At 72.5% G+C, this 25,852-nt stretch carries 22 protein-coding genes, 1 tRNA gene and 1 pseudogene; 10 read left to right on the forward strand and 14 right to left on the reverse strand.

Features of this window, described 5'->3' with window-relative positions; translation table 11 throughout:
• Window positions 1–49: 49 nt before the first annotated feature.
• A complete protein-coding gene (locus OG625_RS36495) occupies window positions 50–928 on the reverse strand; it encodes a trypsin-like serine protease (RefSeq protein ID WP_329389552.1) in 879 nt (292 codons plus the stop codon).
• A gap of 240 nt (window positions 929–1,168) precedes the next feature.
• On the opposite strand from OG625_RS36495, the gene OG625_RS36500 reads away from it, so the two are divergent.
• Together OG625_RS36500 and OG625_RS36505 are read left to right on the forward strand one after the other, a co-directional pair.
• A complete protein-coding gene (locus tag OG625_RS36500) occupies window positions 1,169–1,741 on the forward strand; it encodes a TetR/AcrR family transcriptional regulator (RefSeq protein WP_329389554.1) in 573 nt (190 codons plus the stop codon).
• Window positions 1,742–1,782: 41 nt separating this feature from the next.
• Window positions 1,783–2,061 (forward strand): annotated as a pseudogene (locus OG625_RS36505) (lipase); the annotation flags it as partial.
• Between the two features lie 26 nt (window positions 2,062–2,087).
• Here the strand turns inward: OG625_RS36505 and OG625_RS41485 are convergent.
• The 3 genes from OG625_RS41485 to OG625_RS36515 all read right to left on the reverse strand — a co-directional run bounded on the left by OG625_RS41485 (window position 2,088) and on the right by OG625_RS36515 (window position 4,070).
• Complete coding sequence (locus tag OG625_RS41485; RefSeq protein ID WP_443067838.1) at window positions 2,088–2,288, reverse strand: hypothetical protein; 201 nt, start codon at window positions 2,286–2,288, stop codon at window positions 2,088–2,090.
• 215 nt (window positions 2,289–2,503) lie between these two features.
• A complete protein-coding gene (locus tag OG625_RS36510; RefSeq protein WP_329389556.1) occupies window positions 2,504–2,791 on the reverse strand; it encodes a hypothetical protein in 288 nt (95 codons plus the stop codon).
• Between the two features lie 70 nt (window positions 2,792–2,861).
• Window positions 2,862–4,070 carry an RNA-guided endonuclease InsQ/TnpB family protein gene (locus OG625_RS36515; protein WP_443067839.1) on the reverse strand — a complete coding sequence of 403 codons (1,209 nt, stop codon included), beginning with the start codon at window positions 4,068–4,070 and terminating at the stop codon, window positions 2,862–2,864.
• Window positions 4,071–4,150: 80 nt separating this feature from the next.
• Here OG625_RS36515 and OG625_RS36520 point away from each other — a divergent pair, with 80 nt between their 5' ends.
• The gene (locus OG625_RS36520) at window positions 4,151–4,609 is read left to right on the forward strand and encodes a GNAT family N-acetyltransferase (protein WP_329389560.1); all 459 of its coding nucleotides are present in this window, start codon (window positions 4,151–4,153) and stop codon (window positions 4,607–4,609) included.
• A 17-nt stretch (window positions 4,610–4,626) separates the two neighbouring features.
• Here the strand turns inward: OG625_RS36520 and OG625_RS36525 are convergent, their stop codons facing one another.
• Window positions 4,627–6,045, reverse strand: a complete 1,419-nt coding sequence (locus tag OG625_RS36525; protein ID WP_329391258.1) for an AraC family transcriptional regulator ligand-binding domain-containing protein — start codon at window positions 6,043–6,045, stop codon at window positions 4,627–4,629.
• Here OG625_RS36525 and OG625_RS36530 point away from each other — a divergent pair.
• A tRNA-Met gene (locus OG625_RS36530) sits at window positions 6,009–6,082 on the forward strand. The two genes, OG625_RS36525 and OG625_RS36530, sit on opposite strands and share 37 nt — an antisense overlap.
• 82 nt (window positions 6,083–6,164) lie before the next feature.
• Here OG625_RS36530 and OG625_RS36535 read toward each other — a convergent pair.
• On the reverse strand, window positions 6,165–6,869 hold the full coding sequence (locus OG625_RS36535) for a dioxygenase family protein (RefSeq protein WP_329389562.1): 705 nt from the start codon (window positions 6,867–6,869) through the stop codon (window positions 6,165–6,167).
• Between the two features lie 247 nt (window positions 6,870–7,116).
• On the opposite strand from OG625_RS36535, the gene OG625_RS36540 reads away from it, so the two are divergent.
• A complete protein-coding gene (locus OG625_RS36540; protein ID WP_329389564.1) occupies window positions 7,117–7,422 on the forward strand; it encodes a hypothetical protein in 306 nt (101 codons plus the stop codon).
• Between the two features lie 176 nt (window positions 7,423–7,598).
• On the opposite strand, the gene argG is transcribed toward OG625_RS36540, so the two are convergent.
• The 3 genes from argG to OG625_RS36555 all read right to left on the reverse strand — a co-directional run bounded on the left by argG (window position 7,599) and on the right by OG625_RS36555 (window position 10,321).
• A complete protein-coding gene (gene argG, locus OG625_RS36545) occupies window positions 7,599–9,044 on the reverse strand; it encodes an argininosuccinate synthase (protein WP_329389566.1) in 1,446 nt (481 codons plus the stop codon).
• A gap of 72 nt (window positions 9,045–9,116) precedes the next feature.
• Window positions 9,117–9,569 carry a flavodoxin family protein gene (locus OG625_RS36550; protein WP_329389568.1) on the reverse strand — a complete coding sequence of 151 codons (453 nt, stop codon included), beginning with the start codon at window positions 9,567–9,569 and terminating at the stop codon, window positions 9,117–9,119.
• A 143-nt stretch (window positions 9,570–9,712) separates the two neighbouring features.
• Complete coding sequence (locus OG625_RS36555; protein WP_329389570.1) at window positions 9,713–10,321, reverse strand: TetR/AcrR family transcriptional regulator; 609 nt, start codon at window positions 10,319–10,321, stop codon at window positions 9,713–9,715.
• A gap of 152 nt (window positions 10,322–10,473) precedes the next feature.
• Here OG625_RS36555 and OG625_RS36560 point away from each other — a divergent pair, with 152 nt between their 5' ends.
• On the forward strand, window positions 10,474–11,283 hold the full coding sequence (locus tag OG625_RS36560; RefSeq protein WP_329389572.1) for an alpha/beta fold hydrolase: 810 nt from the start codon (window positions 10,474–10,476) through the stop codon (window positions 11,281–11,283).
• A gap of 36 nt (window positions 11,284–11,319) precedes the next feature.
• On the opposite strand, the gene OG625_RS36565 is transcribed toward OG625_RS36560, so the two are convergent.
• Window positions 11,320–12,288 (reverse strand): helix-turn-helix transcriptional regulator, encoded by a 969-nt coding sequence (locus OG625_RS36565; protein WP_329389574.1) that lies wholly within the window; start codon window positions 12,286–12,288, stop codon window positions 11,320–11,322.
• 62 nt (window positions 12,289–12,350) lie between these two features.
• On the opposite strand from OG625_RS36565, the gene OG625_RS36570 reads away from it, so the two are divergent.
• The 3 genes from OG625_RS36570 to OG625_RS36580 all read left to right on the forward strand — a co-directional run bounded on the left by OG625_RS36570 (window position 12,351) and on the right by OG625_RS36580 (window position 14,111).
• A complete protein-coding gene (locus tag OG625_RS36570; protein ID WP_329389575.1) occupies window positions 12,351–13,496 on the forward strand; it encodes an epoxide hydrolase family protein in 1,146 nt (381 codons plus the stop codon).
• A 70-nt stretch (window positions 13,497–13,566) separates the two neighbouring features.
• A complete protein-coding gene (locus tag OG625_RS36575) occupies window positions 13,567–13,719 on the forward strand; it encodes a hypothetical protein (RefSeq protein ID WP_329389577.1) in 153 nt (50 codons plus the stop codon).
• Window positions 13,720–13,784: 65 nt separating this feature from the next.
• Window positions 13,785–14,111, forward strand: coding sequence for a ribosomal maturation YjgA family protein (locus OG625_RS36580; protein WP_329391260.1), 327 nt, complete (start codon window positions 13,785–13,787; stop codon window positions 14,109–14,111).
• A 15-nt stretch (window positions 14,112–14,126) separates the two neighbouring features.
• Here the strand turns inward: OG625_RS36580 and OG625_RS36585 are convergent, their stop codons facing one another.
• The 4 genes from OG625_RS36585 to OG625_RS36600 all read right to left on the reverse strand — a co-directional run bounded on the left by OG625_RS36585 (window position 14,127) and on the right by OG625_RS36600 (window position 16,004).
• The gene (locus OG625_RS36585; RefSeq protein WP_329389579.1) at window positions 14,127–14,384 is read right to left on the reverse strand and encodes a hypothetical protein; all 258 of its coding nucleotides are present in this window, start codon (window positions 14,382–14,384) and stop codon (window positions 14,127–14,129) included.
• On the reverse strand, window positions 14,371–14,655 hold the full coding sequence (locus OG625_RS36590) for a DUF6400 family protein (protein WP_329389581.1): 285 nt from the start codon (window positions 14,653–14,655) through the stop codon (window positions 14,371–14,373). The genes OG625_RS36585 and OG625_RS36590 overlap by 14 nt, the downstream gene beginning before the upstream one ends.
• A 91-nt stretch (window positions 14,656–14,746) precedes the next feature.
• Window positions 14,747–15,304, reverse strand: a complete 558-nt coding sequence (locus tag OG625_RS36595) for a hypothetical protein (protein WP_329389583.1) — start codon at window positions 15,302–15,304, stop codon at window positions 14,747–14,749.
• Between the two features lie 97 nt (window positions 15,305–15,401).
• Window positions 15,402–16,004, reverse strand: coding sequence for a hypothetical protein (locus OG625_RS36600; protein WP_329389585.1), 603 nt, complete (start codon window positions 16,002–16,004; stop codon window positions 15,402–15,404).
• Window positions 16,005–16,613: 609 nt separating this feature from the next.
• On the opposite strand from OG625_RS36600, the gene OG625_RS36605 reads away from it, so the two are divergent.
• Entirely contained in the window at window positions 16,614–25,829 is a 9,216-nt protein-coding gene (locus OG625_RS36605) for a type I polyketide synthase (RefSeq protein ID WP_329389587.1), read from the forward strand.
• Window positions 25,830–25,852 lie beyond the last annotated feature (23 nt).

Raw genomic sequence — 25,852 nt, forward strand, 5'->3', positions numbered from 1 at the left:
TACGGGGGCGGGCCGTGCCGTTCAGCACCGGGCGTGCTCCGGCCATCGGTCAGGGGAGCTTGGCGAAGGGGGACAGGAAGGCGCGCGCTCCCGGAGTGTCCAGGCGGTACGAGACGTTCGTCGCGTAGCACGGGCCGTCACCGGTGATGGTGGTGGCGACCAGGGTGCGCTTGCCGCCCAGGGTGGCGAAGTTGGGGCCGCCCGAGTCCCCGTAGCAGGCCCCGCCGTTGCCCTGGGGCGCCGTCATGCCCAGGCGCACCCAGGCGCCGTTGAGGGCGTTGAAGGAAACCGGAGCCTTCATGCGGACGCCGCCGCCGGGGTGCGTGTGCCCGCCGGGGCCGCGTACGGCCTCCTGGGTCCCGTACCCGGCGACGGCGAACGGGGTGTCGCGCAGCCCCTGGGGACCCAGCGCGTCGAGCGCTCCGGCCTCGGGGAGCACGGCCGGGGTGAAGGTCCAGCGGGCTCCGACCCGGGCGGCGGGCAGCTCGATCACCGAGATGTCGTAACGATCGGACGCAGGCCCCGGGTACTCGGGGTGGTTGTACGCGGCGCCCGCCACGCCGACGGCCTCCGCCACGGCCGCCGGGTCGCCGGGGTGCTCGGCCGCGGCCTCGTCGAGGCCGGTCTGCACGTCCTGGTCGAGGGAGACGTAGAACTTCACGTTCGCCGGCCAGTCGGTGGTGCAGTGCGCGGCGGTCAGGAAGGTGTCCGCGTCGATCATGGTGCCGGAGCAGACCCAGTCGACCCGGTCGGGGGTGGCGGGGTCGTCGTCGTTGTCCCAGGTGGCGACGAGGGCGCCCACCTCGGTGCGCTCCGGCGCGGGAGTCGCGTTGTACGAGTTGATCGCCGAGGACGGCAGGGCCGCGCCGAGGACGAGCGCGCAGGCGGCGGCGGTGACGGCACTCAGGCGTACGGGTACGGCAGTCAAGGGAAGCCCTTCGAAGTCGTGGGGTCGGGGTCCTCCTGTGGGGTGATCGACAGTGAAGCGTGGGTGGCCGTCCGCGGCAAGAGTGACGGGATTCCTTGGCTGCGGCTTGACCAATTTCCTGTGACGGGAGGGAAGTTGGAAAGGATTTTTGGTCCGTTCCGCCCGCTCGCACTTTCCTATCCATTTGCCTAAAGACTTTAGGTGAATCCATACTCCATGGAGGTAGATGGAGGAGTGGTGATGGCTGGACGGGTAGGGCTGACCGCGCAGCGGCTGGTGGGCGCCGGGGCGGAGCTGGCGGATGAGCTCGGCTTCGAGCGGGTGACGCTGTCGGAGCTCGCACGGCGTTTCGACGTGAAAGTGGCGAGTCTGTACTCGCACGTGAAGAACTCCCACGAGCTGAAGACCCGGATCGCGCTGCTCTCGCTGGAGGAGATGGCCGACCGAGCCGCCGACGCCGTGGCCGGGCGGTCCGGCAAGGACGCGCTCGCCGCCTACGCGGGCGTCTTCCGCGACTACGCCCGACAGCACCCCGGGCGCTACGCCTCGACACAGTTCCCGCTCGACACCGAGACGGCTCTGGCCAGTGCCGGCGTACGGCACGCGCGGATGACCCGGGCCATTCTGCGGGGCTACCACCTGGTGGAAACCGAGCAGACCCACGCCGTCCGGCTGCTCGGCAGCCTCTTCCACGGCTACGTCAGCCTCGAGAACGCCGGCGGCTTCAGCCACAGCGCCCCCGACAGCCAGGAGAGCTGGGAACGCGTCGTCGACGCCCTCGACTCCCTGCTGCGCAATTGGCCCCCGTCCTGACCGCCCCACCCGACGCCCGTTCCACACCGCAGGAGTTGACGATGACCACGGATCCGCACTGGATCACCACCCCGATCACCGCCGAGCTGCTGCGCGGCGCCATCGAGCTGGAGCGCACCGCGCACGGACTGCTGCCGCACCGGCTGCCGGCCCGGGCCCGCACCCAGTGCACCGACGGCCAGCTGGCCATGGTCGAGGCCCAACCCTCCGGCGTGCGGCTCGCGTTCCGTACCCGGGCCACCGCCGTCGAACTCGACACGCTGCCCACCAAACGCCTCTACGTGGGCGCCCCGCCCCGGCCGGACGGCGTCTACGACCTGCACCGCCGCCGGCGTGACGCGAGGCGTCAGGGGGACGGGCTGACCTGGAGGGTGGTGCGGGCACCGCCCGAGGCTTCCTTCTCCACGGTGATCCGCGTCCCGGTGTCGGGGACCCGGACCCCGAGCTGCGGCAGCTCGGCGTTCCAGTAGGAGCCGTGGCGGTCGTCGAACACCGCGACCCCCGGCCGCGACGGGATCACCACGGGGGAGCCCGCCTTGTGGAGCACGATGCGGTCACTCGCCCGCTGCGAGAACGGCGCTGCTCGGGGAGAAGAACTGTCGCTGGTAGTAGCCCGTCCGAAGTCGCTGCGCTACAGCGTGTGGTTGTCGTCCCGGGCGGGCTTCCCGATGCTGTTGTGCAGGGGCCCCGGGTGCCGCCGAAGCGCGGATGCGTCTGATCGGCGAACTCGGCGAGGATGACGAAGACCTTGTCCTAGCGTTCCTAGGCGAGCTCGACGTACCGCTTGCCGATCTTCGCCGTGCGGGGGAGTGTGCCGTCCGCCGCCGCGCGCGGCCCGGCGCCGCCGCCCGCCGCGACGCTTTCGAGGGCCTGGCGGCGCAGCGCCTGACGCTGCAGCTCCAACGGGGCGGGCGGGGGAGCGGCGGCGTGCTCGTCCTGCGGCCCGCCGAGGGGTGGAGCGGGTGGAGGGGTAGCGGTGAGTGCGGGGGTGGAGAGGAGGGTGAGGGCGGCGAGGGATATCGCCGCTCCCACCGCAGCGAGTCTGCGCAAAGTGGCTTGCCTTTCCTTGAATCCTCCCCTTCCTGAAGGAGGGGGATTCCTAGCTCACTTCGCCTGGCACCTAGCAGGTGGCGGGGCTTACAAGATCAGCACTAGCCGGGTTGAGACCAGCCCGGACGAGCATCACGCGGGCGGAGTTCTTGTCCCTGGGAGACACGGTTCCGCACGCGGTGCACGTATACGTTCTCTCGGAGAGGGGCAGGCGGTGCTTGGCTCTCGCTCCGCAGTGCGCGCAGTCCATGGTGGTGTGCGCGGGGTGGACCAAGTACACGGTCTTGCCGTGCTTGCGGGCCATCTCGATGAGGGCCGTCTTGGTGGCGCCGATCGCGGCGTCGGCCGCCTTGCGGGCCATGGTGGTCTTCGCGAGGAACTTCGGGCGGAAGTCCTCCACGGCGAGGTGGTCGAAGTCGCGGACGACGCTCTTGGCCCACTTACGGGCGCTGTCCTGGCGCTGTCGGGCGGTCTTCTTCGACACCTTCGCCGCCGCCTGTCGGGCCTTGCGGTACCCGGCGGTGTCGGACTGGTTCTTCGGGGTGCGGCGGCGGGCCATGGCCCGCTGGTAGTGCGCGAGCTTCGCGGCGGCCGTCTTCCCGTGCTGGGCATGGGGGAGGTCGTGGGCGTCGCCGGTGGTGGTCGCGGTCTCCTTCACACCCCAGTCGATCCCGATCACGGCGCCGGTCTGCGGCAGGGGCTCGGTCAGGGTGGGGACGACGAAGCTGGCGTACCAGTGCCCGAGGCTGTCGCGGTACACGCGCACGCTCGACGGCGGCTTGGGCAGCTCCCGCGACCACACCACCGTCAAGACGATCCCGCCCGCCAGATGCAGACAGCCGTCCTTCAACCGGAACCCGCGCCGCGTGAAATTCAGCGATGGAGCCGCTTCCCGCTTCCGCTTGATGCGGGGCATCCCGGCCCGCTGCCGCATCGGCAGCTTCGCCTTGATGTCCTTGAGCGCCTTCGCCCGGGACTTCGCGAAGTCCCGGATGATCTGCTGCTGCGGGACCGAAGCGCCCTCGCGCAGCCACGCCATCGCGGCACGGGCCTCGGTCAGCATCTTGTCGAGCTGCGCCGGCCCGCACGTCGTCTTCGTCACTGCGTCCTTGTTGAGTTTGTGGACCTTGCGGGACATCGCCACGCACTCGTTCCACACCCAACGACTACGCCCCCACTCCACTTCCAGAGCAGTCCGAGCCATGGATGACAAGCGCAGCCGGTAGGTGTACCGGGCGTGGCCCGTCACCTCATCGGCCATCGCCGCTGTCGTCACCATCGAAACCTAACAGCCGCCACTGACAACGGAAGAGAACACAGGTCAGAACAGATACGCAGAGAACTCCGCCGCTCTGCCCCATGGACCCATTCCTCCCCGCTCTAAAGGGCGGGGCATCCTGCGAGAAATCGGGTGAACAGGTCATCGGCGGAGCCCTCGACGTCGAGGAAGCGGCCGCCCTCTACCGGGCGTCCACCCTCGCCGAGCGCCGCCCCGTGGAGGACACCCGGCGCTTCACGCGGATGCTCGCCGGCGCCAACCTCGTCGTCGTCGCCCGCGACGAAGACGGCCGCCTCATCGGCATCGCCCGCTCGATGACCGACGGCGCCTACGCCACCTACCTCAGCGACCTCGCGGTCGACGCCGCCTACCAGGGCCAGGGCGTGGGTCGCGACCTCATCCGCGCCACCCGGGAGGCCGCGCCGCAGGCCAAGCTGATCCTGCTGTCGGCCCCGGCGGCGGTGGACTACTACCCGCACATCGGGTTCACCGCCCACAACTCCGCCTGGACCATGGACGGCCCGTCCGCCTCCCTCTGATCCGCGCGGCCCCCGGCTCAGGCGAGGGCGGGTGCCCCGCTGTCGAGGCGGCCGGTGCGGCGCAGGTTGCCGGGGGTGGTGCCGTACCAGCGCTGGACCGCGCGGCGCAGGGCGCGGGCGTCGGCGTAGCCGCTGCGGGCGGCGATCGCGTCGATGCCGAGGTCGGTGTCGTGGAGCAGCCGCGTGATGTGGGCGCGGCGCACGGTTTCGACCTCGCCGCTCCACGTCGTGCCGTGTTCTTCGAGGCGCCGCTGGAGGGTTCGCGCGCTGAGGGTCAGGCGCCGCGCCACGCTGGTCAGCGTCGGGGTGGCCTCGTCGTGGGCGGCGGAGGCCAGGGCGGTGCGGAAGAGGGCCAGCCAGTCGTGCAGCGGGATCGCGGTGGCGAGGGTCTGCTCGGCGTGTCTTCGCAGCACCGTCGACAGGCCGGGCTGGGCGTGCGGGTTCGGGGCGCTCAAGTCGGCGGCGAGGAAGGTGATGGAACTGTCCGCGGCCTCGAAGTCGATGGTGCGGGTGCCGTAGAGCTCGGCCAACCCGTCGTGCCGGCTGGGCGCCTTGGCGGCCAGAGTGACGTGCAGGGGAACGAGGCGACGGTGCGCGGCTTCGCTGAGGCGCCGCCGGTAGAGGCCGAGTGCGTAGGCGCGGATGGCGCAGACCGCCTCGTAGGCCATGTCGGCCTGGTTGACGTGGCTGATCGTGACGTGTTCGCCGTCCTCGGTGATCCGGAGGGTCTCCGTACCGGTGTCGGCGACGCTGGCGAAGTAGGCCGAGGCGTCCCGGATCCCTTCGAGCGGGGTGGGCGCGGAGGTGATCAGGTAGTCCCACACCCCGAGCGTGCCGATGCTCGACTGCTGCGCCAGCACCACGGAAAGGTCGGTCCAGGGGCTGCGGGTGGTCGTCATTTCCGCGATGCGGATGCTCGTGCCCGAAGGGGTCCGGCACAGGTCGTCGTGGAGGTGCTCCGGCGCCACGCCCAGCAAGTCCGCGTATCCCTGCGGAGGTACGCCCAGAGCGCGCGCGGCATTGACGCTGAGACGGGTGAGGGCGGAGGAGGTTGTTCCCTGATGTGCATGCGAGACCACAGGGGCAGAGCATAGTCCAGCGTGCATTACCAGATCATCGCGGGATCTGGGGGCCTGTTGTCCCCATCGTGGCGCGGAGAGTCCCCTGTGGCGCGTGCGGTCCCCTGGCTGGCGTCTGCTGCCCTGGGCCGACAGCTCTTCTCGGCCATAGCGTGGTGATCGTTCCCACAGGGTGCGCACAGCGCCGGGGGCAAGGAGCGGAGCCCCCCCACGGGGGTGGGGGGCTCGGAATCCGCGATGCGGGCGCATGTCGTAGTCGCTGACGGCACTGCCCCGTAATTCGCTCGCGCCCGCGGCCACTGCCGTCTTACGGTGGAGGTCGCCGGGTGGAGCAGGTCGGCAGCTCGCTGGGCTCATAACCCAGAGGTCGCGGGTTCAAATCCCGCCCCGGCCACTGAAGTGACGGGCCCGTCGCGCGACATGCGCGACGGGCCCGTTTCGCGTAGCGCAGAGCTGGAGTCGGCTGGGCTCAGGGCTCAGGCGATTCCCACGGTGTACGCGGCCCGGTAGCCGTCGCCGTCAGGCGAGGGGGCCAGTGTCATGGCGGCCCCGGAGGACCTGTAGCGGCTGTCCCGTTGGTTGGGGTGCTCCGGTGCGGGGCGCCGCGAGTACGGCCGGCGCGCGTACACCTTCACCAGGAAGCCCTCGGGGAAGAAGAACTGAGAGGTCGTCTCGGTACGGGTGTCGGGGTGCACCTTGAAGTGGATGTGCGGCGCCAACCCCGCGTACCACCCGGGCACGATCGTTCGGAACACGCAGCGGCCGGTGCCATCGGTGACCTGCGAGCCGCGCAGGAAGGTGGCCGTGCCGGTGGAGTAGTCGCCCGAGGCGTCGGCGTGCCACACGTCGACGGTGGCCTCCGCGATCGGCCGGCAGCCCGCGGAGACCCGGACCACCGTTAGGTCCAGCCGCAACGGCACCCCGCCCCGGCCCTCGGTGATGTCAGACCGGACCCGGTCCAGGTCCAGGTAGTACGGGCCCGCGCCCGCTTCCGTGGTCAGGACGCAGGCCGGGGTGCTGCCGGTGCCCGAGGGCCGGGGTGGCGAGGCCGACGGCTGGCCGGCCGCACCCCGGGTCGCGACGGGGCCTGAGCAGGCCGCGGTCAGTGCGGCGGCCCCGGCCGATCCGGCGGCCAGCAGCACGGTACGACGGCTGGTCCGGGAGGTGTCGTTCTCGGCCATGCGAACCCCTCACAGGTGCCCTCGGGCGCCGCCACGCGCGGACGGCTGCACGTTGGGCCCCACCGTGCCGGACGGCATGCTTCCGGTCCGTCACCGACACACCCGGACTTACTAGTTCCGATTCCCGCGCGCGGGCCCTCGGCCTCTCCGCGGTCCGCTGCCCTGTGGCCGGGACGGAACTTCCTCGAAGATGGGCGAACGTTCACTGGGCCGGACCGGGCCCGTTTCGTAGGAGAGGAGGACGAGTATGCGCCGTGGCCGCCCGAGCGAGGGGCAATTGAGGGCCAACTTCGAGTCCGCGCTGGCGGGTGCCCTGGAGGGGCGTGGCGTGCGTACGGAGACAGGGCTCGATCAGCAGGCGGAGAAGGCGCTGTGGGCCATCATCCGAGCCCGTCCGGACGTCCCCGACGAGCTGGTCGCCGCGGCTCGTCAGGCGTTCGCCGGGCAGCTGGACGGCAGCAACGCGGTCCAGCGGCGTGCGGAGATGGCCCGCCGTCTCGCGGACCGCGCGTCGCGCGGGAACCCGACGCCCGGGCGACCGGACACACCCTGAGCCCTGAGCCCTGAGCCCTGAGCTGCACGAGCCGTCGCCGCGGACTCCGCCGCATTTCCTGAGCGCGGCAGCGGCCGCAGACGGCGGAAGGGCCGGCTCGACGCTCTCGCTGTCGAGCCGGCCCTTCCGCCGGTACGTCCCTCCGGCGTGCCGAGCGTTCCGCTCGACCGGCCCGGCTAGTCCGTGCCGGACTCCATCGCCGCGCGGTCCAGCATCTCCTCGTCCTCGGAGACCTCGCCGCGGGACGCGATGGCCTCGGCGCCGCCCTCGGGCATGCTGCCGATCAGCCCGGTCGCGGCCGCCTGCGCGGCGCCCACGGTCGGGTGGCCGGTGCCGATCAGGCCGAGCCCGACGTACTGCTCCAGCTTGGCGCGCGAGTCGGCGATGTCGAGGTTGCGCATGGTGAGCTGGCCGATCCGGTCCACCGGGCCGAACGCCGAGTCCTCGGTGCGCTCCATGGACAGCTTGTCCGGGTGGTAGCTGAACGCCGGGCCCGTGGTGTTGAGGATCGAGTAGTCCTCACCGCGCCGCAGTCGCAGCGTCACCTCGCCGGTGACGGCCGCGCCGACCCAGCGCTGGAGCGACTCGCGGACCATCAGCGCCTGCGGGTCCAGCCAGCGGCCCTCGTACATCAGCCGGCCGAGGCGCCGGCCCTCGTTGTGGTAGTGCGCGAGGGTGTCCTCGTTGTGGATCGCGTTGACCAGACGCTCGTAGACCGCGTGCAGCAGGGCCAGGCCGGGCGCCTCGTAGATGCCGCGGCTCTTGGCCTCGATGATCCGGTTCTCGATCTGGTCCGACATGCCCATGCCGTGGCGGCCGCCGATCGCGTTGGCCTCCATCACGAGGTCGACGGGGGAGGCGAACTCCTTGCCGTTGATCGTGACGGGGCGGCCCTGGTCGAAGCCGATCGTGACGTCCTCGGTGGCGATCTCGACCGAGGGGTCCCAGAACCGCACGCCCATGATCGGCTCGACCGTCTCCACGCCGGTGTCGAGGTGCTCCAGGGTCTTGGCCTCGTGGGTGGCGCCCCAGATGTTGGCGTCGGTGGAGTACGCCTTCTCCGTGCTGTCGCGGTACGGGAGGTCGTGGGCCAGGAGCCACTCCGACATCTCCTTGCGGCCGCCGAGCTCGGTCACGAAGTCCGCGTCCAGCCAGGGCTTGTAGATCCGCAGGTGCGGGTTGGCGAGCAGACCGTAACGGTAGAACCGCTCGATGTCGTTGCCCTTGAAGGTCGAGCCGTCGCCCCAGATCTGGACGTTGTCCTCGAGCATCGCCCGGACCAGGAGGGTGCCCGTGACGGCGCGGCCGAGCGGAGTGGTGTTGAAGTAGGCGCGCCCGCCCGAGCGGATGTGGAACGCCCCGCAGGTGAGCGCGGCCAGACCCTCCTCGACCAGCGCCGCGCGGCAGTCGACCAGGCGCGCGATCTCGGCGCCGTAGGCCTTCGCACGGCCGGGCACCGAGGCGATGTCGGGCTCGTCGTACTGGCCGATGTCGGCGGTGTACGTGCACGGGACGGCGCCCTTGTCGCGCATCCACGCGACCGCGACGGACGTGTCGAGGCCGCCCGAGAAGGCGATGCCGACGCGTTCGCCGGCGGGAAGGGAGGTGAGGACCTTAGACATAGGAAGAGTATGCAACGTTTCGCATGATCATGCAAAGTCTGGCGCCGGCGGCCACGTCGTGAAGCCGGAGCGTCACTGGCGCAGCCGCTCGGCGAACGCTCGGGCGGCGGCCAGGTCGGCGGTGTCCGGCCGCTGCTTGTTGATGCCGCCGACGAGCTTGAAGGGCGCCCAGGTGTCGAAGGCCCGGCACGAGAAGCTCCCGGTCACCTCGAAGCCCTTGCCTTCGAGGAGCCGGACCAGGGGGCGGGTGAAGGGCGCCGGCGGAATCTCGGGGAGTCCACTGGTGGCGAACACGAACGCCCGTCCCCGCCCGGCGGGGAGTGCGGTGACGAAGCCGGTCAGCCGGGGGTGGAGCCTGCCGTGGAAGACGCCCGAGCCGAACCCCACCAGGTCGGCGTCGGCCAGCTCCCTCGGGTCGGCCTCCTCGGGGGTAACGACCTTCGCTCCCAGTGTTCGGGCCATGGTGTCGGCGACACGACGCGTATTGCCGTGTGACACGGAGACGCACACGATGACGGCTTTCATCCGACGATCCCTTCTCTCGCTCGCTTGCTTGCGTAGAGAGGACCGGGCGGCGGCTCCGGATGTGACAACGGGTCGGCGTGACGGCGGCCACACCGCGGCCGGCCCGGCCGGTCGGCGTGCCGGTCTGCGGCTCGACCGCCCGGTCAGCGGTAGGCCGCGAGGAAGGCGCGGATGCCCCCGGCGGCGTAGCGCTCAAGGTCGGCGTCACTGTGCTGGGCGCTGCCGTGGAACATGGCCTGGTTCACCGGAATCCACAGCAGCAGGCCGGCGAAGTGGTGTGCGGCCAGCATCGGGTCGTCGGCCTTGAGGAGCCCCTGGTCGGTCAGGCGTCGGAAGGTGGCCGCCAGGGTGGCCAGCACCCGTTCGAAGCCCTGCTCGTACCAGGTGGCTCCCAGTTCGGGGAACGTGTCGGCGTTGGCGATGATCAGGCGTCGCAGCTGGAGGACCTGGGGCTGGGTGAGGGTCGCCAGGAGCCGGCGGGCGAGACGGGTCAAGGCCTCCTCCAGGCCGTCGGCGTCCGCCGGGACGTCGGTCACCAGGTCGATCATGCCGTCGATGCGGTCGGTGGTGGCCAGGACGATCGCGGCGAACAGCTTCTCCTTGTCCGCGAAGTGCTTGTAGACGGTCTGCTTGGACACCGCGGCCAGCTTCGCGATGTCGTCCATGCTCGTCCCCGAGTACCCCTTGTTCAGGAACACGGTGGTCGCGGCCTCCAGGATCGCCTGGTGCTTGCGCGCCGAACGAGTGTCCATCGTCGACTTCCTCTCTCCGTCCGTCCTGTGTGCTGCCTTCTCACCGAAGAGTACTGGACTGACCAGTACTCGAACCAGTACTGTACGGTCCAGTTCCCAGCGGCAGGGCTTCCGGCCCTGCACACGGCGCACGCATCGGAGTGGGGTTTCGCATGGACATGGACAAGGTCTTCTCGGCCGACGGCACGACCATCGCCTACGAGCAGCGGGGCTCGGGCCCCGCCGTGGTGCTCGTCGGCGGCGCTTTCATGACCCGCGGTGACTCCGCCGCGCTCGCGGCCCTGCTCGCCGAGCACTTCACCGTCTTCACGTACGACCGCCGCGGCCGCGGCGACAGTGGGGACGGTCCGGTGTACGACGTGCAGCGCGAGGTCGAGGACCTGGACGCGGTGATCGGGCACGCGGGCGGCGAGGCCATGGTCTTCGGCATGTCCTCGGGTGCCGTGCTCGCACTGGAGGCGGCGGCCCGGGGCAGCGCCGTCTCCCGCCTGGCGCTCTACGAGCCGCCCTTCGTCACCGACGACAGCCGCGCGCCGCTGCCCGCCGACTACGTCGCCCACCTGACGGAGCTCGTGGAGCGGGAGGCGTACGGCGACGCCGTGGCCTACTTCATGACCGCCGCCGTGGGTCTGCCCGCCGAGGTCGTCAACGGGATGCGGCAGGCCCCCTTCTGGGCCGGGATGGAGACCACCGCCCGCACCCTGCCCTACGACGGCATGGTCATGGGCGACACCATGTCGGGCCGCCCCCTTCCCGCCGACCGCTGGCAGTCCGTCACGGTGCCGGTGCTCGTCGGCAGCGGGGACGCGGGCGCGCCGCACATGCTGAGCGGCGCTCGGGAACTCGCCGCACTGGCCGACAACTTCGCCCTGCGCGTCTTCCCCGGCCAGGAGCACAACATCGACCCGACGCGCATCGCCCCCGCCCTGACCGACTTCTTCACCGCCGGGGAGCAGGCCTGAACAAGACCCCCGCCGGCCCGGGCAGGTCCCGGGGCGTCAGGGGGCAGGCGGCGTGGAGCGGGCGTAGCGGTCGGTGAGGCGATGGAGGTGGGCGACCAGTTCCGCGGGCTCGGTGACGTCGAAGTCGAAGTCGAGCATGCCCAGGTAGACGGCGAGGGTCTGCACCGAGTCCGCGCCGGTGACCAGTACGCAGCTGTCGGCGTCGACCGCCTCGACCGTGCCGACCGCGGGGTTGATCCGCTCGATCACCGCCGCCGCCGGGGCGTGGACGACGACCCGCGCGCGGTAGCGCCAGGCGGCGCTCGACACCCGTTGGGAGACGTATGCGGAAACGTCACCGCCGGGCGGCTCGCGCGGGGCGAAGCGGGGTCCGGTCGGGGTACGGGGACGGATTCGGTCGACCCTGAAGGTACGCCAGTCCTCGCGCTCGACGTCCCAGGCCACCAGGTACCAGCGCTGTCCCCAGTTCACCGCCCGGTACGGCTCCACCACACGGCGCGTGGGGGAGCCCGCGTGGTCCAGGTAGTCGAACCGCAGGCGCTCCCGGTCGCGGCAGGCGGACACGAGAACGGTCAGCACCTCCGCGGAGACGGCCGGCGCGGGACGGTCCGTGGATACGGCCACGGTGTACGCCGTCAGGGCCCGCACCCGGCGGCGCAGTCGTGAGGGCAGCACCTGTTCCAGCTTGCCCAGCGCCCGCAGGGAGGTTTCCTCGGTGCCGGGGACGGCGCCCTGCGCGGCGGTGCGCAGCGCGATCGTCACCGCGACGGCCTCCTCGTCGTCGAGCAGCAGCGGGGGCATCGCCGCCCCGGCGCCCAGCCGGTAGCCGCCCGTGGATCCGCGGGTGGCGTCCACGGGATAGCCGAGCTCGCGCAGGCGGTCGATGTCGTTGCGCACGGTGCGGCCGCTCACCCCCAGCCGCTCCGCCAGTTCGGATCCCGGCCAGGACCTCGGAGTCTGCAACAGGGAGAGCAGGCGCAGCAGCCGTGCGGAAGTATCGAGCATGGGGCCAGCCTGTTCTGCCATTAGGAAGGCAACGTACCTATATCGAGAATACTGTCTTACCCATGGAGACCAACAGCAACACCGACGCCCGGATCCACCCCTTCCGCATCGACGTCCCGCAGGACGAGCTCGACGACCTGCGCGACCGGCTGGCACGCACCCGCTGGGGCAGCGAGATCCCCGGCGCCGGCTGGAGCCGGGGTGTTCCCACCGACTACCTCAAGGCCCTCGCCGCGTACTGGGCCGACGGATTCGACTGGCGCAAGGCGGAGGCGGAACTCAACGAGTTCCCCCAGTTCACGACCGAGATCGACGGCCAGAACATCCACTTCCTCCACGTCCGTTCGCAGAACCCGGCGGCCGTCCCGCTGCTCCTGCTGCACGACTGGCCCTGCTCGTTCGTGCAGTTCGTCGACGTCATCCGGCCGCTGACGGAGGAGTTCCACGTCATCGTGACCTCCACGCCCGGCACCGGCTTCTCCGGCCCGCTCGGCGAGGCCGGCTGGAACACCGGCCGCATCGCCGGCGCGTTCGTCGAGCTGATGGACCGGCTCGGCTACGGCTCCTACGGAGTCCAGGGCACGGGCGGCGGCGCCTGGATCGCCGCCGAGATGGGACGCCGGGCGCCCGACCGGATCGTCGGCATCCACGTCAACGGCCTGATCACCTTCCCCTCCGGGGACCCCGCCGAGTTCGAGGGGCTGACCGCCTCCGAGCAGGTGCGCCTCGCCCGGCTGGAGGAGTTCCAGCAGGACAAGATGGGCTTCAACGCCATCCAGTCCACCCGCCCGCAGACCCTCGCCTACGGCCTGCACGACTCGCCGGTCGGCCAACTCGCCTGGATCGCCGAAAAGTTCAAGGAGTGGACGGACCCCGCCACCGAGCTCCCCGAGGACGCCGTGGGCCGCGACCGCCTGCTGACCAACATCAGCGTGTACTGGTTCACCGGCACGGCCGGCTCCTCGGCGAACCTCTACTACGAGTCGGGCCACGACCCGAGCGCCTGGGCCCCGAAGCCTCGCGGCACCGTCCCGACCGGCGTGGCCGTCACCCTGCACACCGACATCGCCATCCGCCGCTTCGCCGAGCGGGACCACAACATCACCCACTGGAGCGAACTGGAGCGGGGCGGCAACTTCCTCGCACTGGAGCAGCCGGAGGCCTTCGTCACCGACGTCCGCACCTTCTTCCGGTCGCTCGAGGCCTGACGCCCCGGCCCCAGGAAGTGCCCGGCCGAGCCCGGGAACCGCGTACCGCGCCCCCGCGTCTGTCGTGAACATGAGGCAAAATCCACTGGACGGCCGGCCCGAGGGCGCGGCTCCGCGAGCCCGGGTCGCCGCCTCGGCGGCGCTCGCCCTCGCCGCGTGGGGCCTCACCGAGTGGTGGAACCCCCGCCGGCACGAGGACCCCGGTTACGTAGGCCCGCTCTGATCGGCGCCACCACCCCGAAGCGCACCCGTGCGGCGGCAGCCGGGGTCGCACTGGTGACCGTGGCCATGGGACTGGGGCTCAGAGCGGCGACGACGGGAAGCGTGGCCAAGTACGGCGGGGACGCGCTGTACACCGTCCTGATCCTGGCCCTCGTGGTCCTGGTCGCCCCTCGGCTGACGCCCCTGCGGGCCGCCGCGAGCGCCCTGGCCATCAGCTGTGCGGTGGAGTTCCTCCAGCTCAGCGGGGTGCCGGCGGAGCTCGCCGAGCGCAGCGTCATAGCCCGGCTCGTGCTCGGGTCCACGTTCAACGCACCCGACCTGTTCTGGTACGCGGTCGGGGCGGGAGCGGGATGGCTCGTTCACGCCACGGTGCGGGGGCGGCGGGGGCGCTGATCGGCGGCGATCGCCTCAGAACCGGGGCAGAGCGGCGGCGACGCGGTTCCACACCGAGCGGGTGGCGCCAAAACCGCTCTCGTGCACCCAGACGTGCGTACACGAGGGGCACTGGAGGTGGAGCAGGCTGCCGGTGTTGGTGAGCAGGTACCGCCAGTGGACGGAGCAGGTCCGCCGCTCCTCGCAGGGTCCGCACCCCCGGGCGTCCTCGCACTTGGGACAGGCCACCCAGGCCCGGCGCCCGGGATCGGCCTGCGGATCAAGCGGCAGCACGGCCGTCTCCCCTCGCGGGCAGCACGCCGGCCGCCACCAGATCGTCGTAGAGGCGCTGCTGCTGCGCGTCGAGTCCGGAGTACAACAGGTCGTACGCGGCCTCCTCGCCGAGCAGCACCTCGACCGGATTCCAGTCCGGGCCGAGCGCTTCCATCACCTGGGCGCGCCGGAGCACCTCCTGCGAGGTGAGGTCCACATCGAAGTCGACCAGCGCGGAGGCGCCGGAAGCGTCGGGCTGGTCCGGGGAAGGGGTGGGGTCGTGGGGGGCCATGGCGTTGAACTTAGGTAACCCTTGCTTGCCGGGTCAAGGGAGCGTGGGCGGAGTCACAGACCGGAGCTCCCGGGGCAGCGCCGCGCGGGTCTTACGGGCAGTTCTTGTCCATGGTGCGCAGGAAGGCGTCACCCATCATCGTCTCGGTGACGCCGTCCGTCTCGTCGTAGTCCTTGGTGATCAGGGACCGGGTGACGTCGTCCCCGAGCGTCTCGCGGCCCTCGCACATCGTCCTCTGGTCCTCGGGAGACTTCTCCGACCAGACCATCGCGGCCGCGAGGTCGGCCAAGAGGGTCGGATCGAGCGCGGTGGAGGCGGTGGGGCTCGCGGTGGCGGCCTTCCCGGGGGCCGTACTCGCCGCAGCCGTGGCCGCAGCCGTGGCCGCAGCCGTGGCCGTGGCCGTGGCCGTGGCCGTGACGGTCACGGTGGGGGCGGGCTCGGCCTCGCCCCTGCCGTCGCTGGTCGCGGCAGCCGTCAGGCCGAGGAGGAGGAAGAGAGCGCCGGCGCCGACGCACGCCGTGCCCGCCTTCTTGCGCGTGCTCCAGGCTGCCGGGCCGGACGGTGCGGACGGTGCGGCCGCGGGCGGGCCCCACGCGGCGTGGCCGGGCTGTCGGTTCTGCCCCTGACCCTGGGGCTGGTCGCTGCTCATGATCGTCTCCTGCTGGGAAGGTGTGGGGGCGGCCGCCCGCCGAACGCGGGGCGGCGGGGGCCGCGAATGCCTGGTACCGCCGTCCTCTAGAGGCCGGTCACGGGCAGCGTTCCTCGAGCTTGACGGTGTCGAAGACGACCTTCGTGGTGAGCGGGTGCGTGCCGGGGGCCGGACTCTGCGCGCAGACCTTCCAGTTGCGGTCGAGTACCTGCATGCGGCCCGCGCCGGTCGCGTCGGTGCTGCCGAGCAGGTAGAAGCCGGAGGCCTGAGCCCCGTCCTGGGAAGCCTGCAACTCCTTGCCCACGAAGTTCGGCAGGGCGCCGGTGGCTTCCGCCGTCGGCTGCGCCGGGGCGGGGGTGTCGGACGGCTTCGCCTCCACGGCGGCCTGAGGCTGGGCGGCGGCGGTCACGGTGACCACCGGGCCCGGGACGGTCGTGGTGACCGTGACCGTGACGGTGGGTGCGGGCGATGCGGTGCCACCGCTACCGTCGCCGGTCGCGGCCCCGATCAGGCCGAGGACGAAGAGGACGGCGAGGGCGCCGCCACAACCGACCCCGGCCTTCTTGCCGTTGCTCCATCCGCTGATGCCGACGGGGGCGGGCGGGCTCCATGCCGCAGGCCCGGGCTGCGGCTTGGGGTAGCCGTAGCCTCCGGGCCGGCCGGGCTGTTGGGGAGGGCCGTAGCCGCGCTGGTCGCTCATGCGCTTCTTTCTGGGAGTGCGCTTCCGCCCCGCTAAGGGCGTGCGGGCGCGCTTGGGGTCCGGAGCCCTGTGCGGGGACGCCGGATGGGTGTGGAGCGGCTCTGCCGCCGCCGGGGGAATGAGCGGAGAGTGGGTGTCCTCTACCCGCCTGGGCGCACGCCGTCGGCCTGGTGGGCGCGTGCGGTATCAGGGAGAGTATGCGCAGGTGGCGCGTATTGCCACATCGGCCTATTCGGCCATCCCCGTACGTATCTCAGCCCCCGCTCGCCCGCCCGCCTCACGGTGTGCCGGCTCGGCCGGAGCCCAAGAGGTCGCGCATGCGCCGGACCCTTCGGGATCCAGCAATGCATGATCATGAACCCCGGATTGACTTCCGGCGACCTTCCGCCCAGGGGCACCCTCTTCATGCGGGCATCGGCACCGGTGGATGCCCGAGTAACCGTCCTGGGGGGCACATTCGCTTCTTGAAGGTCGCGCCTCCATCGTCGGCGAATTCCCCACGGATGCGGGGCCGGCGAGCCGGCCTCTTGGGTCCGTTCTGGTCATTTGTCATCCGGCTGTCTGGCTTCACTTCGGGGTGTATCGATGATGGATATTGCTGCTCATGGCGTGCGTGATCTCCCTTCACGCGCGGTCGCGGTCGTCGGGATCGGCTGTCGGTTTCCCCAATCGGACGGGCCGGGGGAGTTCTGGCGGCTCCTGCGCGGCGGTGGTGACGCGATCACCGGTCGGCGGGGTGGCCGGGGGCCGGCGCGCGGCGGGTTCCTCGATCGGGTCGACGGTTTCGATTACGAGTTCTTCGGTATCTCGCGACGCGAGGCCGTGGCCATGGACCCGCAGCAGCGGCTGGCCCTCGAACTGGCCTGGGAGGCCCTCGAAGACGCCCGGACCCTGCCGGGCGACCTCAAGGGCAGCCGCGCGGGCGTGTTCCTGGGGGTGATCGCCGACGACTACGCGACGCTGCTGCGCGGACTGGGTCCCGACGCGGTGACCGGGCACACGCTGACCGGATCGCAGCGCGGTGTGATCGCCAACCGGATCTCCTACGCGCTGGACCTGAACGGCCCGAGTCTGGTGGTGGACACAGGGCAGTCGTCGTCGCTGGCCGCCGTGCACCTGGCGTGCGCGAGCCTGCGGGACGGCGAGTCCGACCTGGCGCTGGCCGGCGGCGTGAACCTGATCCTCGCGCCGGAGAGCACCCTGGCCCTGGAACGGGCCGGGGCGCTGTCGGCGGACGGGCGCTGCTTCACCTTCGACTCCCGCGCGAACGGCTACGTCCGGGGCGAGGGCGGCGGGGTCGTCGTCCTCAAGCTCCTGGAAGCCGCCGTCCGGGACGGCGACCGCATCCATGCCGTCATCCGCGGCAGTGCCCTGAACAACGACGGTGCGACCGAGACGCTGCCGACGCCGGGCCGTGCGGCGCAGGAGCGGGTGCTCCTGGCCGCTTGTCTCGACGCGGGCGTCGAGCCGGGCGAGGTCCGGTACGTCGAACTGCACGGTTCGGGGACGCGGGTCGGCGACCCGATCGAAGCGGCCGCGCTCGGCGCGACGTTGGGTGCGGCCCACGCGTCGGACGCCCCGCTTCTGGTCGGGTCGGTGAAGACGAACATCGGTCATCTGGAGGGCGCGGCCGGGATCGCCGGGTTCATCAAGGCCGTGTTGTGCGTCAGCGAACGCGAACTCGTACCCAGCCTGAACCACTCCGGGCCCGGTGAGCGGATCCCGCTCGACGAACTGCACCTGCGGGTCAACACCGAGACCCGGCCCTGGCCGTCGCCGGAGGAGCCGCTGGTCGCGGGAGTCAGCTCGTTCGGGATCGGCGGTACCAACTGCCACGTGATCCTCTCGGACTGGCAGGGCGCGGAGCGTGCCGTCGGTGAAGGCGAAGGAGCTGCAGGCGCGTTGCCCTGGGTCCTGTCAGGGCGTGACGAACCTGCGCTGCGTGACCAGGCCGAACGGCTGCGCGCCCATGTGGAGGCGCGTCCGGAACTCGGCGCGGCCTCGGTGGGCCGGTCGCTGGCCGTCACCCGCACCACGTTCGAACACCGCGCCGTCGTCGTCGCGGACTGCCGGGACGAGTTCCTCGCCGGACTGCTGGCACGGTCGGGCGGGCAGCCGTCGGCGGCCGTGGTGGAGGGCCGTCACGAGGGGCCGCCGGTCCGGCCGGTCTTCGTCTTCCCCGGCCAGGGCTCGCAGTGGGCGGGCATGGCAGCGGAGTTGATCGAGACCTCCCCGGTCTTCGCCGACCGGATCGGCGAGTGCGCCGACGCGCTGCGTCCGTACGTGGACTGGTCGCTGATCGACGTCCTGCGCGGCGTCCCCGGTGCGCCGCCGCTGGAGGGCGACGAGGTGATCCAGCCCGCGTTGTGGTCGGTGATGGTGTCGCTGAGCGCGCTCTGGCGCTCGGCCGGGGTGGAGCCTGCCGCCGTGGTGGCCCACTCGCAGGGCGAGATCGCCGCTGCCACCGCCATGGGCGCCCTGTCGCTCCCGGACGGCGCGCGGATCGTGGCGCTGCGCAGCCGGGCGCTGAGCCGGATCGCCGGACGCGGCGGGCTGCTGTCGGTGGAACTCCCGGCCGAACGGGTGGGGCAGGACCTCGCGCTGGTGGAGCCTGCGCTGTCGATCGCGGCGGTCAACGGCCCCGCGCACACGGTGGTCGCGGGTCCGGGCGCGGCGCTCGATGCGCTGGCCGCCCACTACGGAGAGGAGGTGCGGACGCGGAGGCTTCAGGTCGACTACGCCTCGCACAGCGCGGACGTCGAGGAACTGCGGGAGGAACTGCTCACGGCCCTGGCCGGGATCGCCCCGCGCTCCACCGGCGTGCCGTTCTACTCGACCGTCACCGCCCAGCCCGTCGACACCGCCGAGCTGGACGCCGGGTACTGGTTCCGCAACCTGCGCGAGCCGGTGCGCTTCGGACAGGCCGTCGAGGAACTGCTGGACTCGGGCCACTCGACGTTCCTGGAGGTCAGCCCGCATCCGGTGCTGACGATGGGCATCCGGCAGGCGATCGACCTGCACGGTGGGGACGGCGCCGCGCTGAGCACGCTCCGGCGCGGCCACGGGGATGGCAGCCGGTTCCTCACGGCCGCGGCCGAGGCCTTCGTACGCGGAGTCGCGGTGGACTGGGCCGCGCTGCTGCCCGGTTCGGCGCCGACGGCCGACCTGCCGACCTACCCTTTCCAGCGCCGCTCCTGCTGGCCGGCCGGTATGCCGGGGGCCACCGAGCAGGTGCCCGACGCGGTCGCGACCCTGGCCCCGGCCCCGGTCCCGGCCCTGGACGCGCGATCGGTGCTTGAGCTGGTCCAAAGCCTTACGGCGGTCGTGTTGGGCGCCGGTTCGGCCGGCGACGTCCGGCCCGGCCGGACGTTCCGCGAGATGGGCCTGGACTCGGCCATGACGCTCGAACTGCGCGACCGGCTGTCGGCGGCCACGGGGCTGAAGCTGGAGAGCACCGTCCTGTACGACCACCCGAGCCCGGCCGCCGCGGCCGCCGCGATCGGCGAGCTGAAGGCGGGCGCGTCCACCGGCGGTTCCCCGGCGGGCGTGCGGAAGCAGGAGCGGGCGGGCCACGACGATGCAGACGCCGACGACCCCGTGGTCATCGTCGGCATGGCCTGCCGGTTCCCCGGCGGGGTGCGCTCGCCCGATGACCTGTGGAACCTGGTCGACACGGGAACCGACGCCATCGGCGACTTCCCCGACGACCGCGGCTGGGACCTGGCGACGCTCCACCACCCGGATCCGGACCGGATCGGGACGTCCTACGTCCGCCAGGGCGGCTTCGTACCGGACGTGACGGACTTCGACGCGGAGTTCTTCGGGATCAGCCCGCGCGAAGCCCTCGCCATGGACCCGCAGCAACGGCTCCTCCTGGAAGTCACCTGGGAGGCGCTGGAACACGCCGGGATCGACCCCGCGTTGCTGCAGGGCACCCGGACCGGCGTGTTCGCCGGCGCGATGCACTCCGGCTACGGGCCGAGCATGGAAGCGGCCGGGCACGGCGTGGCGGGTCACCTGCTGACCGGCACCAGCACGAGCGTGATCTCCGGGCGGATCGCCTACGTCCTTGGCCTGAACGGGCCCGCGTTGACCGTGGACACCGCGTGCTCGGCGTCGCTGGTCGCGTTGCACCAGGCCGTGAGGTCGGTGCGGTCCGGAGAATGCTCGATCGCCCTGGCCGGAGGGGTCACGGTCATGGCGACCCCCGGCATGTTCGTGGAGCTCTCCCGCCAGCGGGTGCTGGCCGCCGACAGCCGCTGCAAGGCCTTCTCCGCCCAGGCCGACGGTACCGGTTGGGGCGAGGGTGCCGGCATGCTCGTGGTCGAACGGCTCTCGGACGCCCGCCGCCACGGTCACTCCGTGCTGGCGGTCGTCGCCGGCAGCGCCATCAACTCCGACGGCGCCTCCAACGGCCTGTCCGCGCCGAGCGGCGTCGCCCAGCAGCGCGTCATCGGGGACGCTCTCGCGGATGCCGGGCTCGCGCCGCAGCAGGTCGACGCCGTGGAGGCGCACGGGACCGGCACCGCTCTCGGCGACCCGATCGAGGCCAACGCCCTGCTGGCCGCCTACGGGCGCGATCGGGACCGGCCGCTGTGGCTGGGATCCCTCAAATCCAACATCGGACACGCGCAGGCGGCGGCGGGCGTCGGCGGTGTCATCAAAATGGTCCAGGCCATCCGGAACGCGACCCTGCCCGCCACGCTGCACGTCGACGAGCCGTCCCCGTACGTGGATTGGGAGGCGGGGTCGGTGGCCCTCCTCGAACGGGCCCGTCCCTGGCCGGAGACCGGCGAGCCCCGGCGCGGCGGCGTTTCCTCGTTCGGGATCAGCGGCACCAACGCGCACGTGATCCTCGCCGAGCCGCCCGCCGAGGCCGAACCCGCGGAAGAGCCCGCGGAAGAACCGGTGCGGCCGCCCGTGGTGCCGGTCGTCCTGTCGGCCCGGACACCGGACGCGCTGCGGGACCGGGCCCGGATGCTGGCCGCCGGGCCCCTCGACCCGGTCGCCGCCGCACCGGCCCTGACCGCCAGGACCTCCCTCGACGAGCGCGCCGTGGTGATCGCCCGTGACCGGCAGGAAGCCGACCGCGCGCTGGACGCACTGGCCCGCGCCGAGGAGACCCCCGGCGTCGTCACAGGCCGCGTCGGCACCGGCCGCGCCGGCGAGCCCGGCCGGACCGTTCTGGTCTTCCCCGGACAGGGCGGCCAGTGGCGGGGCATGGCAGCGGAGCTCGCCGCCGAGAGCCCCGTCTTCGCCGCCCGCCTGGCCGAATGCGAGCGGGCGCTCGCCCCGTACGTCGACTGGTCGCTGGCCGACGTCCTGGACGGTGCGCCCCTGCTCGACCGGATCGACGTCGTGCAGCCCGCGCTGTGGGCCGTGATGGTGTCGCTGGCCGAGCTGTGGCGGTCGGCCGGGGTCGTCCCGGACGCCGTGGTCGGCCACTCCCAGGGCGAGATCGCCGCCGCCGTCGTGGCCGGGGCGCTCTCCCTCGACGACGGCGCCCGCGCCATCGCGCTGCGCAGCAGCGTGGCCGTCGACCTGATGGGCAAGGGGGCGATGGCCGTGATCCCGCTGCCCGCGGAGCGGGTACGGGAACGACTCGGCACGCTGAGCATCGCCGCGATCAACGGACCGGCCGCCACCGCCGTGGCCGGAGCCCCGCACGCCATCGCCGAACTGGTCGCCGGCTACCAGGCCGAGGGCGTCAACGCCCGCGTGATCCCGGCGGCCTTCGCCTCGCACTGCCCGGCGGTCGAACCGATCCGCGAGAAGATCCTGGCCGAACTGGCTCCGCTGGCGCCGCGTACCGGCGAGATCGCGCTGATGTCCTCGGTCACCGCCGACTGGCAGGAGGGCGCCGAGCTCGACGCGTCCTACTGGTACCGGAACCTACGGCACACCGTGCGGTTCCGGGAGGCGGTCGAAGCGCTCATCGCGTCCGGCCACACCACGTTCGTCGAGGTCGGCCCGCACCCGGTGCTGGTCGGCAGCATCGGCCAGATCCTCGAGGAGGCCGGGACCGACGGGATCGTGACCGGATCGCTGCGCCGCGACGACGGCGACCTCCGCCGGTTCCTCACCTCCGCCGCCGAGGCCTACGTCCAGGGCCTGCCCGTCGCGTGGGAACGGCTCACCGGAACGGCCTCCGCCCGTGTCGACCTGCCCACCTATCCCTTCCGGCGTCGGCGCTACTGGCTCACGGGAACGGCCGGGCCGTCCGGCACGGCCGATCTCGGCCAGGCCCCGGCAGACCACCCCCTGCTCGGCGCGGCCGTCGATCTCGGCGACGGCGAGACGGTGTTCACCGGGCGGCTGTCGACCCGCGCCCACCCGTGGCTGGCCGACCACGCCCTCTCGGGGACGATCGTCGTGCCGGGCACCGTCTTCCTGGAGATGGCCCTGCACGCGGGTGCCAAGGCCGGCACGGCACGGATCGAGGAGCTGACCGTCTCGACGCCCATGGAACTCCCGGAGGACGGCGCCGTCGACCTGCGCGTCCGGGTGGCGGCAGAAGACGGCAACGGGCTGCGGGCCTGCCGGATATCGGGCCGGGCCACGGGCGGGGAGTGGATCGAGCACGCCACCGGCACCCTCGGCCCCGACACGGCCCCCGCCCCGGTCGTGGTCCCGGTCCCCGCGGACTGGCCGTCGGCCGACGCGACGCCGGTGCCGCTGGCACGCATGTACGAGGACCTCGGTCTGCGGGGCCACGAGTACGGGCCGGTGTTCCAGGGCTTGTGCGCCGCCTGGCGGTGCGACGGCGAGCAGTTCGCCGAGGCCGTCCTGCCCGAGCCGGAGGCCGCGAACGCCGGGGGCTACCGCCTGCACCCCGCCCTGCTCGACGCGTCCCTGCACGGCCTGATCGCCGACGCCCCGCGCCGCGAGGGGCAGTGCATGCAGCCGCTGCGCTGGCGCGGAGTGTCGCTGTTCGGTACGGGTGGCCGCACGTCCCTGCGGGTTCACGCGGCGCCCGCCGTGGACGGAGGCCACCCCCTGACGCTGCTCGACGCCTCGGGAGACCCGGTGGGGCTGGTCGAGTCGCTGGAGCTGTGCCCGGTCGCAATGGGCCGCCCGGCCGATCCCGCCGCCGTGGTGCGCGGCTCCCTGTTCGCGCTGGACTGGGCAGCGCTGCCCGAGCCGAAGGCCGGATCGCCGACCGGGAGGGTGCCGGTCTCCTGGGACGCCCTCGGCCTGGACGGGCTGCTCGCGGAGGCCGAGGTACCCGAGCACGCCGTCGTACTGTGCCCGTCCGTGCTGGGCCCGGCCGGCGAGGACGGAACCGACGCGGCGAAGGCGGCCAGGGAGGCCGTACACCGGACGCGGGACCTGCTCGGCCGGTGGCTTGCCGAGGACCGGCTCGCCGGGTCCCGGCTGGTGCTCGTCACCCGTGGGGCCGTTGCCGTCCGGCCCGGAGAGACCGTACGGGACCTCGCGCAGGCGGCCGTCTGGGGCCTGGTGCGCACGGCACAGGTCGAGCACCCGGGCCGGTTCGCCCTGGTCGACCTCGCCCCGGACGCCACCGAGGTTCCGGCCGCGGCGCTGGCGCCGGACGAGAACCAGGTGGCGGTCCGCGGCGGCTCCGTCCTGGTGCCCCGGCTCGTGTCCGGCGTGGGCGACCCCGCGCTCCGGCTCCCCGAAGGCGCGGCTGCCTGGCGGCTGGACATCCCCGAACGCGGCACCCTCTCCGCCCTGGAGCTCCGGCCCTGCCCCGAGGCCGCCGCCGAACCCGGCCCCGGCCAGGTCCGGATCACGGTCCGCGCCGCCGGGCTCAACTTCCACGACGTCCTGGGCGCACTCGACATGCACCCCGGCGACCCCGGCCCGCTCGGCCTGGAAGGCGCCGGCGTGGTCACCGCGACCGGGCCCGGTGTCACCGGCCTGACCGCCGGCGACCGCGTGACGGGCCTGTTCCCCGCCGCGTTCGGCACGGTGGCCCAGGCCGACCACCGCACCCTCGTCAAGATCCCCGACGGCTGGTCGTTCACCCGGGCCGCCGCCGTACCGGTCGCCCACATGACCGCCCTGCACGCGCTGAGCGAACTCGGCGGTGTGGTCGCGGGAGATCCCGTCCTGATCCACGCCGGGGCGGGCGGCGTCGGCATGGCCGCCGTCCAGCTGGCCCGGCACCTGGGCGCGGAGGTCTACGCGACCGCGAGTCCCGCCAAGTGGCCCGCACTCCGTGCCCTCGGCCTCGACGACGACCACCTCGCCTCGTCCCGCGAGAGCGGATTCGGCGAACGCTTCGGCGCGGGCGGCCGGCGCATGGCGGTCGTACTGAACTCCCTCACCGGCGAGCTCGTCGACGAGTCGCTGCGGCTGCTGCGCCCCGGCGGGCTCCTGGTCGAACTGGGCAGGACCGACCCGCGCGATCCCGCCGAGGTGGCCGCCGCGCATCCCGGTGTGCGCTACCAGGCGTCCAACCTGCTCCAGTTGCCGCACGAGCACCTCGCCGGCCTCCTCAACCGGGTGGTCGAGCTGTTCGCCGAGGGCGCGTTCACCTGGCCCGCCGTCACCGACATGGACGTCCGCCGCGCACCCGAAGCCTTCGGGCTGCTGCGCCAGGGCACTCACGTAGGCAAGGTCGTGCTCACCGTCCCGCCGATCCTCGACCCGGACGGAACCGTCCTGATCACCGGCGGGACCGGCGCCATCGGCCGGGCCATCGCCTGGCACCTGGTGACCGAACACGGCGCACGCTGGCTCCTGCTCGCCGGACGCCGCGGCGCCGACGCGCCGGGAGCGGCCGACCTGGCGTCCGAACTGAACGGGCTCGGCGCCGAGGTGAGGTTCGCGGCCGTGGACGTCGCCGACCGGGACGCGGTCGCCGCGATGATCGAGGCCGTCCCCGACCGGCACCCGCTGACCGCCGTGATCCACGCCGCGGGCGTGGTGGACGACGCGCCGATCACCTCGCTCACCCGCGAACAGACCGACCGGGTGATGCGGGTCAAGGCCGACGGGGCCTGGCACCTGCACGAGTTGACCGCGGGCCACCCGCTCACCGCGTTCGTCCTGGTCTCCTCGATCATGGGGATCCTCGGCGGCGCCGGGCAGGGCGGCTACACCGCCGCCAACGCGTTCCTCGACGGGCTCGCCCGGCACCGCCGCGCGCAGGGCCTGCCCGCGCTCGCGCTGGCCTGGGGCCTGTGGGACGACCCGGCCGGCATGATCGGCGCCCTCACCGACGCCGACCGTGCCCGCTTCGCCCGGGCCGGGCTCGTGGAGCTGGCCCCCGATCACGGATTGGCCCTGCTGGAGGCGGCGCTGCCGTCACCGCAGGCCGTCCTGGTGCTCGCCCGGCTCGACCGCGAGATCCTGCGCGACCTCGGAACGCACCTTCCGCCGGTCCTGCGGGAGGTCGTGGAGGAAGCCGGAGCGGGCCGGCCCGGGGACGTCACCGCACACCGGCGGCAGCGGCCGCTGCGGGACGAGCTGACCGGACTGACCGCCGGTGAACGCGCCGGGATCCTGTCCGACCTGATCCGCACCCACATGGCCGCCGTCCTGGGCTCACGGCCCGAGACGATCCCGGACGACAGGCCGTTCGGCGAGCTCGGATTCGACTCGCTCACCTCGGTCGAGTTCCGCAACCGCCTCAACGCGGCGACCGACCTCAAGCTCCCCCTCACCCTGCTGTTCGAGGCGCCGACGCTCCCCGAGCTCGTCGCCGTCCTGGACACCGAACTCGTACCGCCCCAGCAGGCACCGGCCGCTCCGGAGACCGCCTCCGGGGAGATCGCAGCGGACGTGACGGCGCTCGTCGAAGCCGCGACCGCCGAGGAACTGCTCGCCTTCATCGACCGCGAGCTCTCCCGCTCCTGACCACCCCACGGAGGGACGATCCG

Source organism: Streptomyces sp. NBC_01351, from assembly GCF_036237315.1.
Lineage (GTDB): Bacteria > Actinomycetota > Actinomycetes > Streptomycetales > Streptomycetaceae > Streptomyces.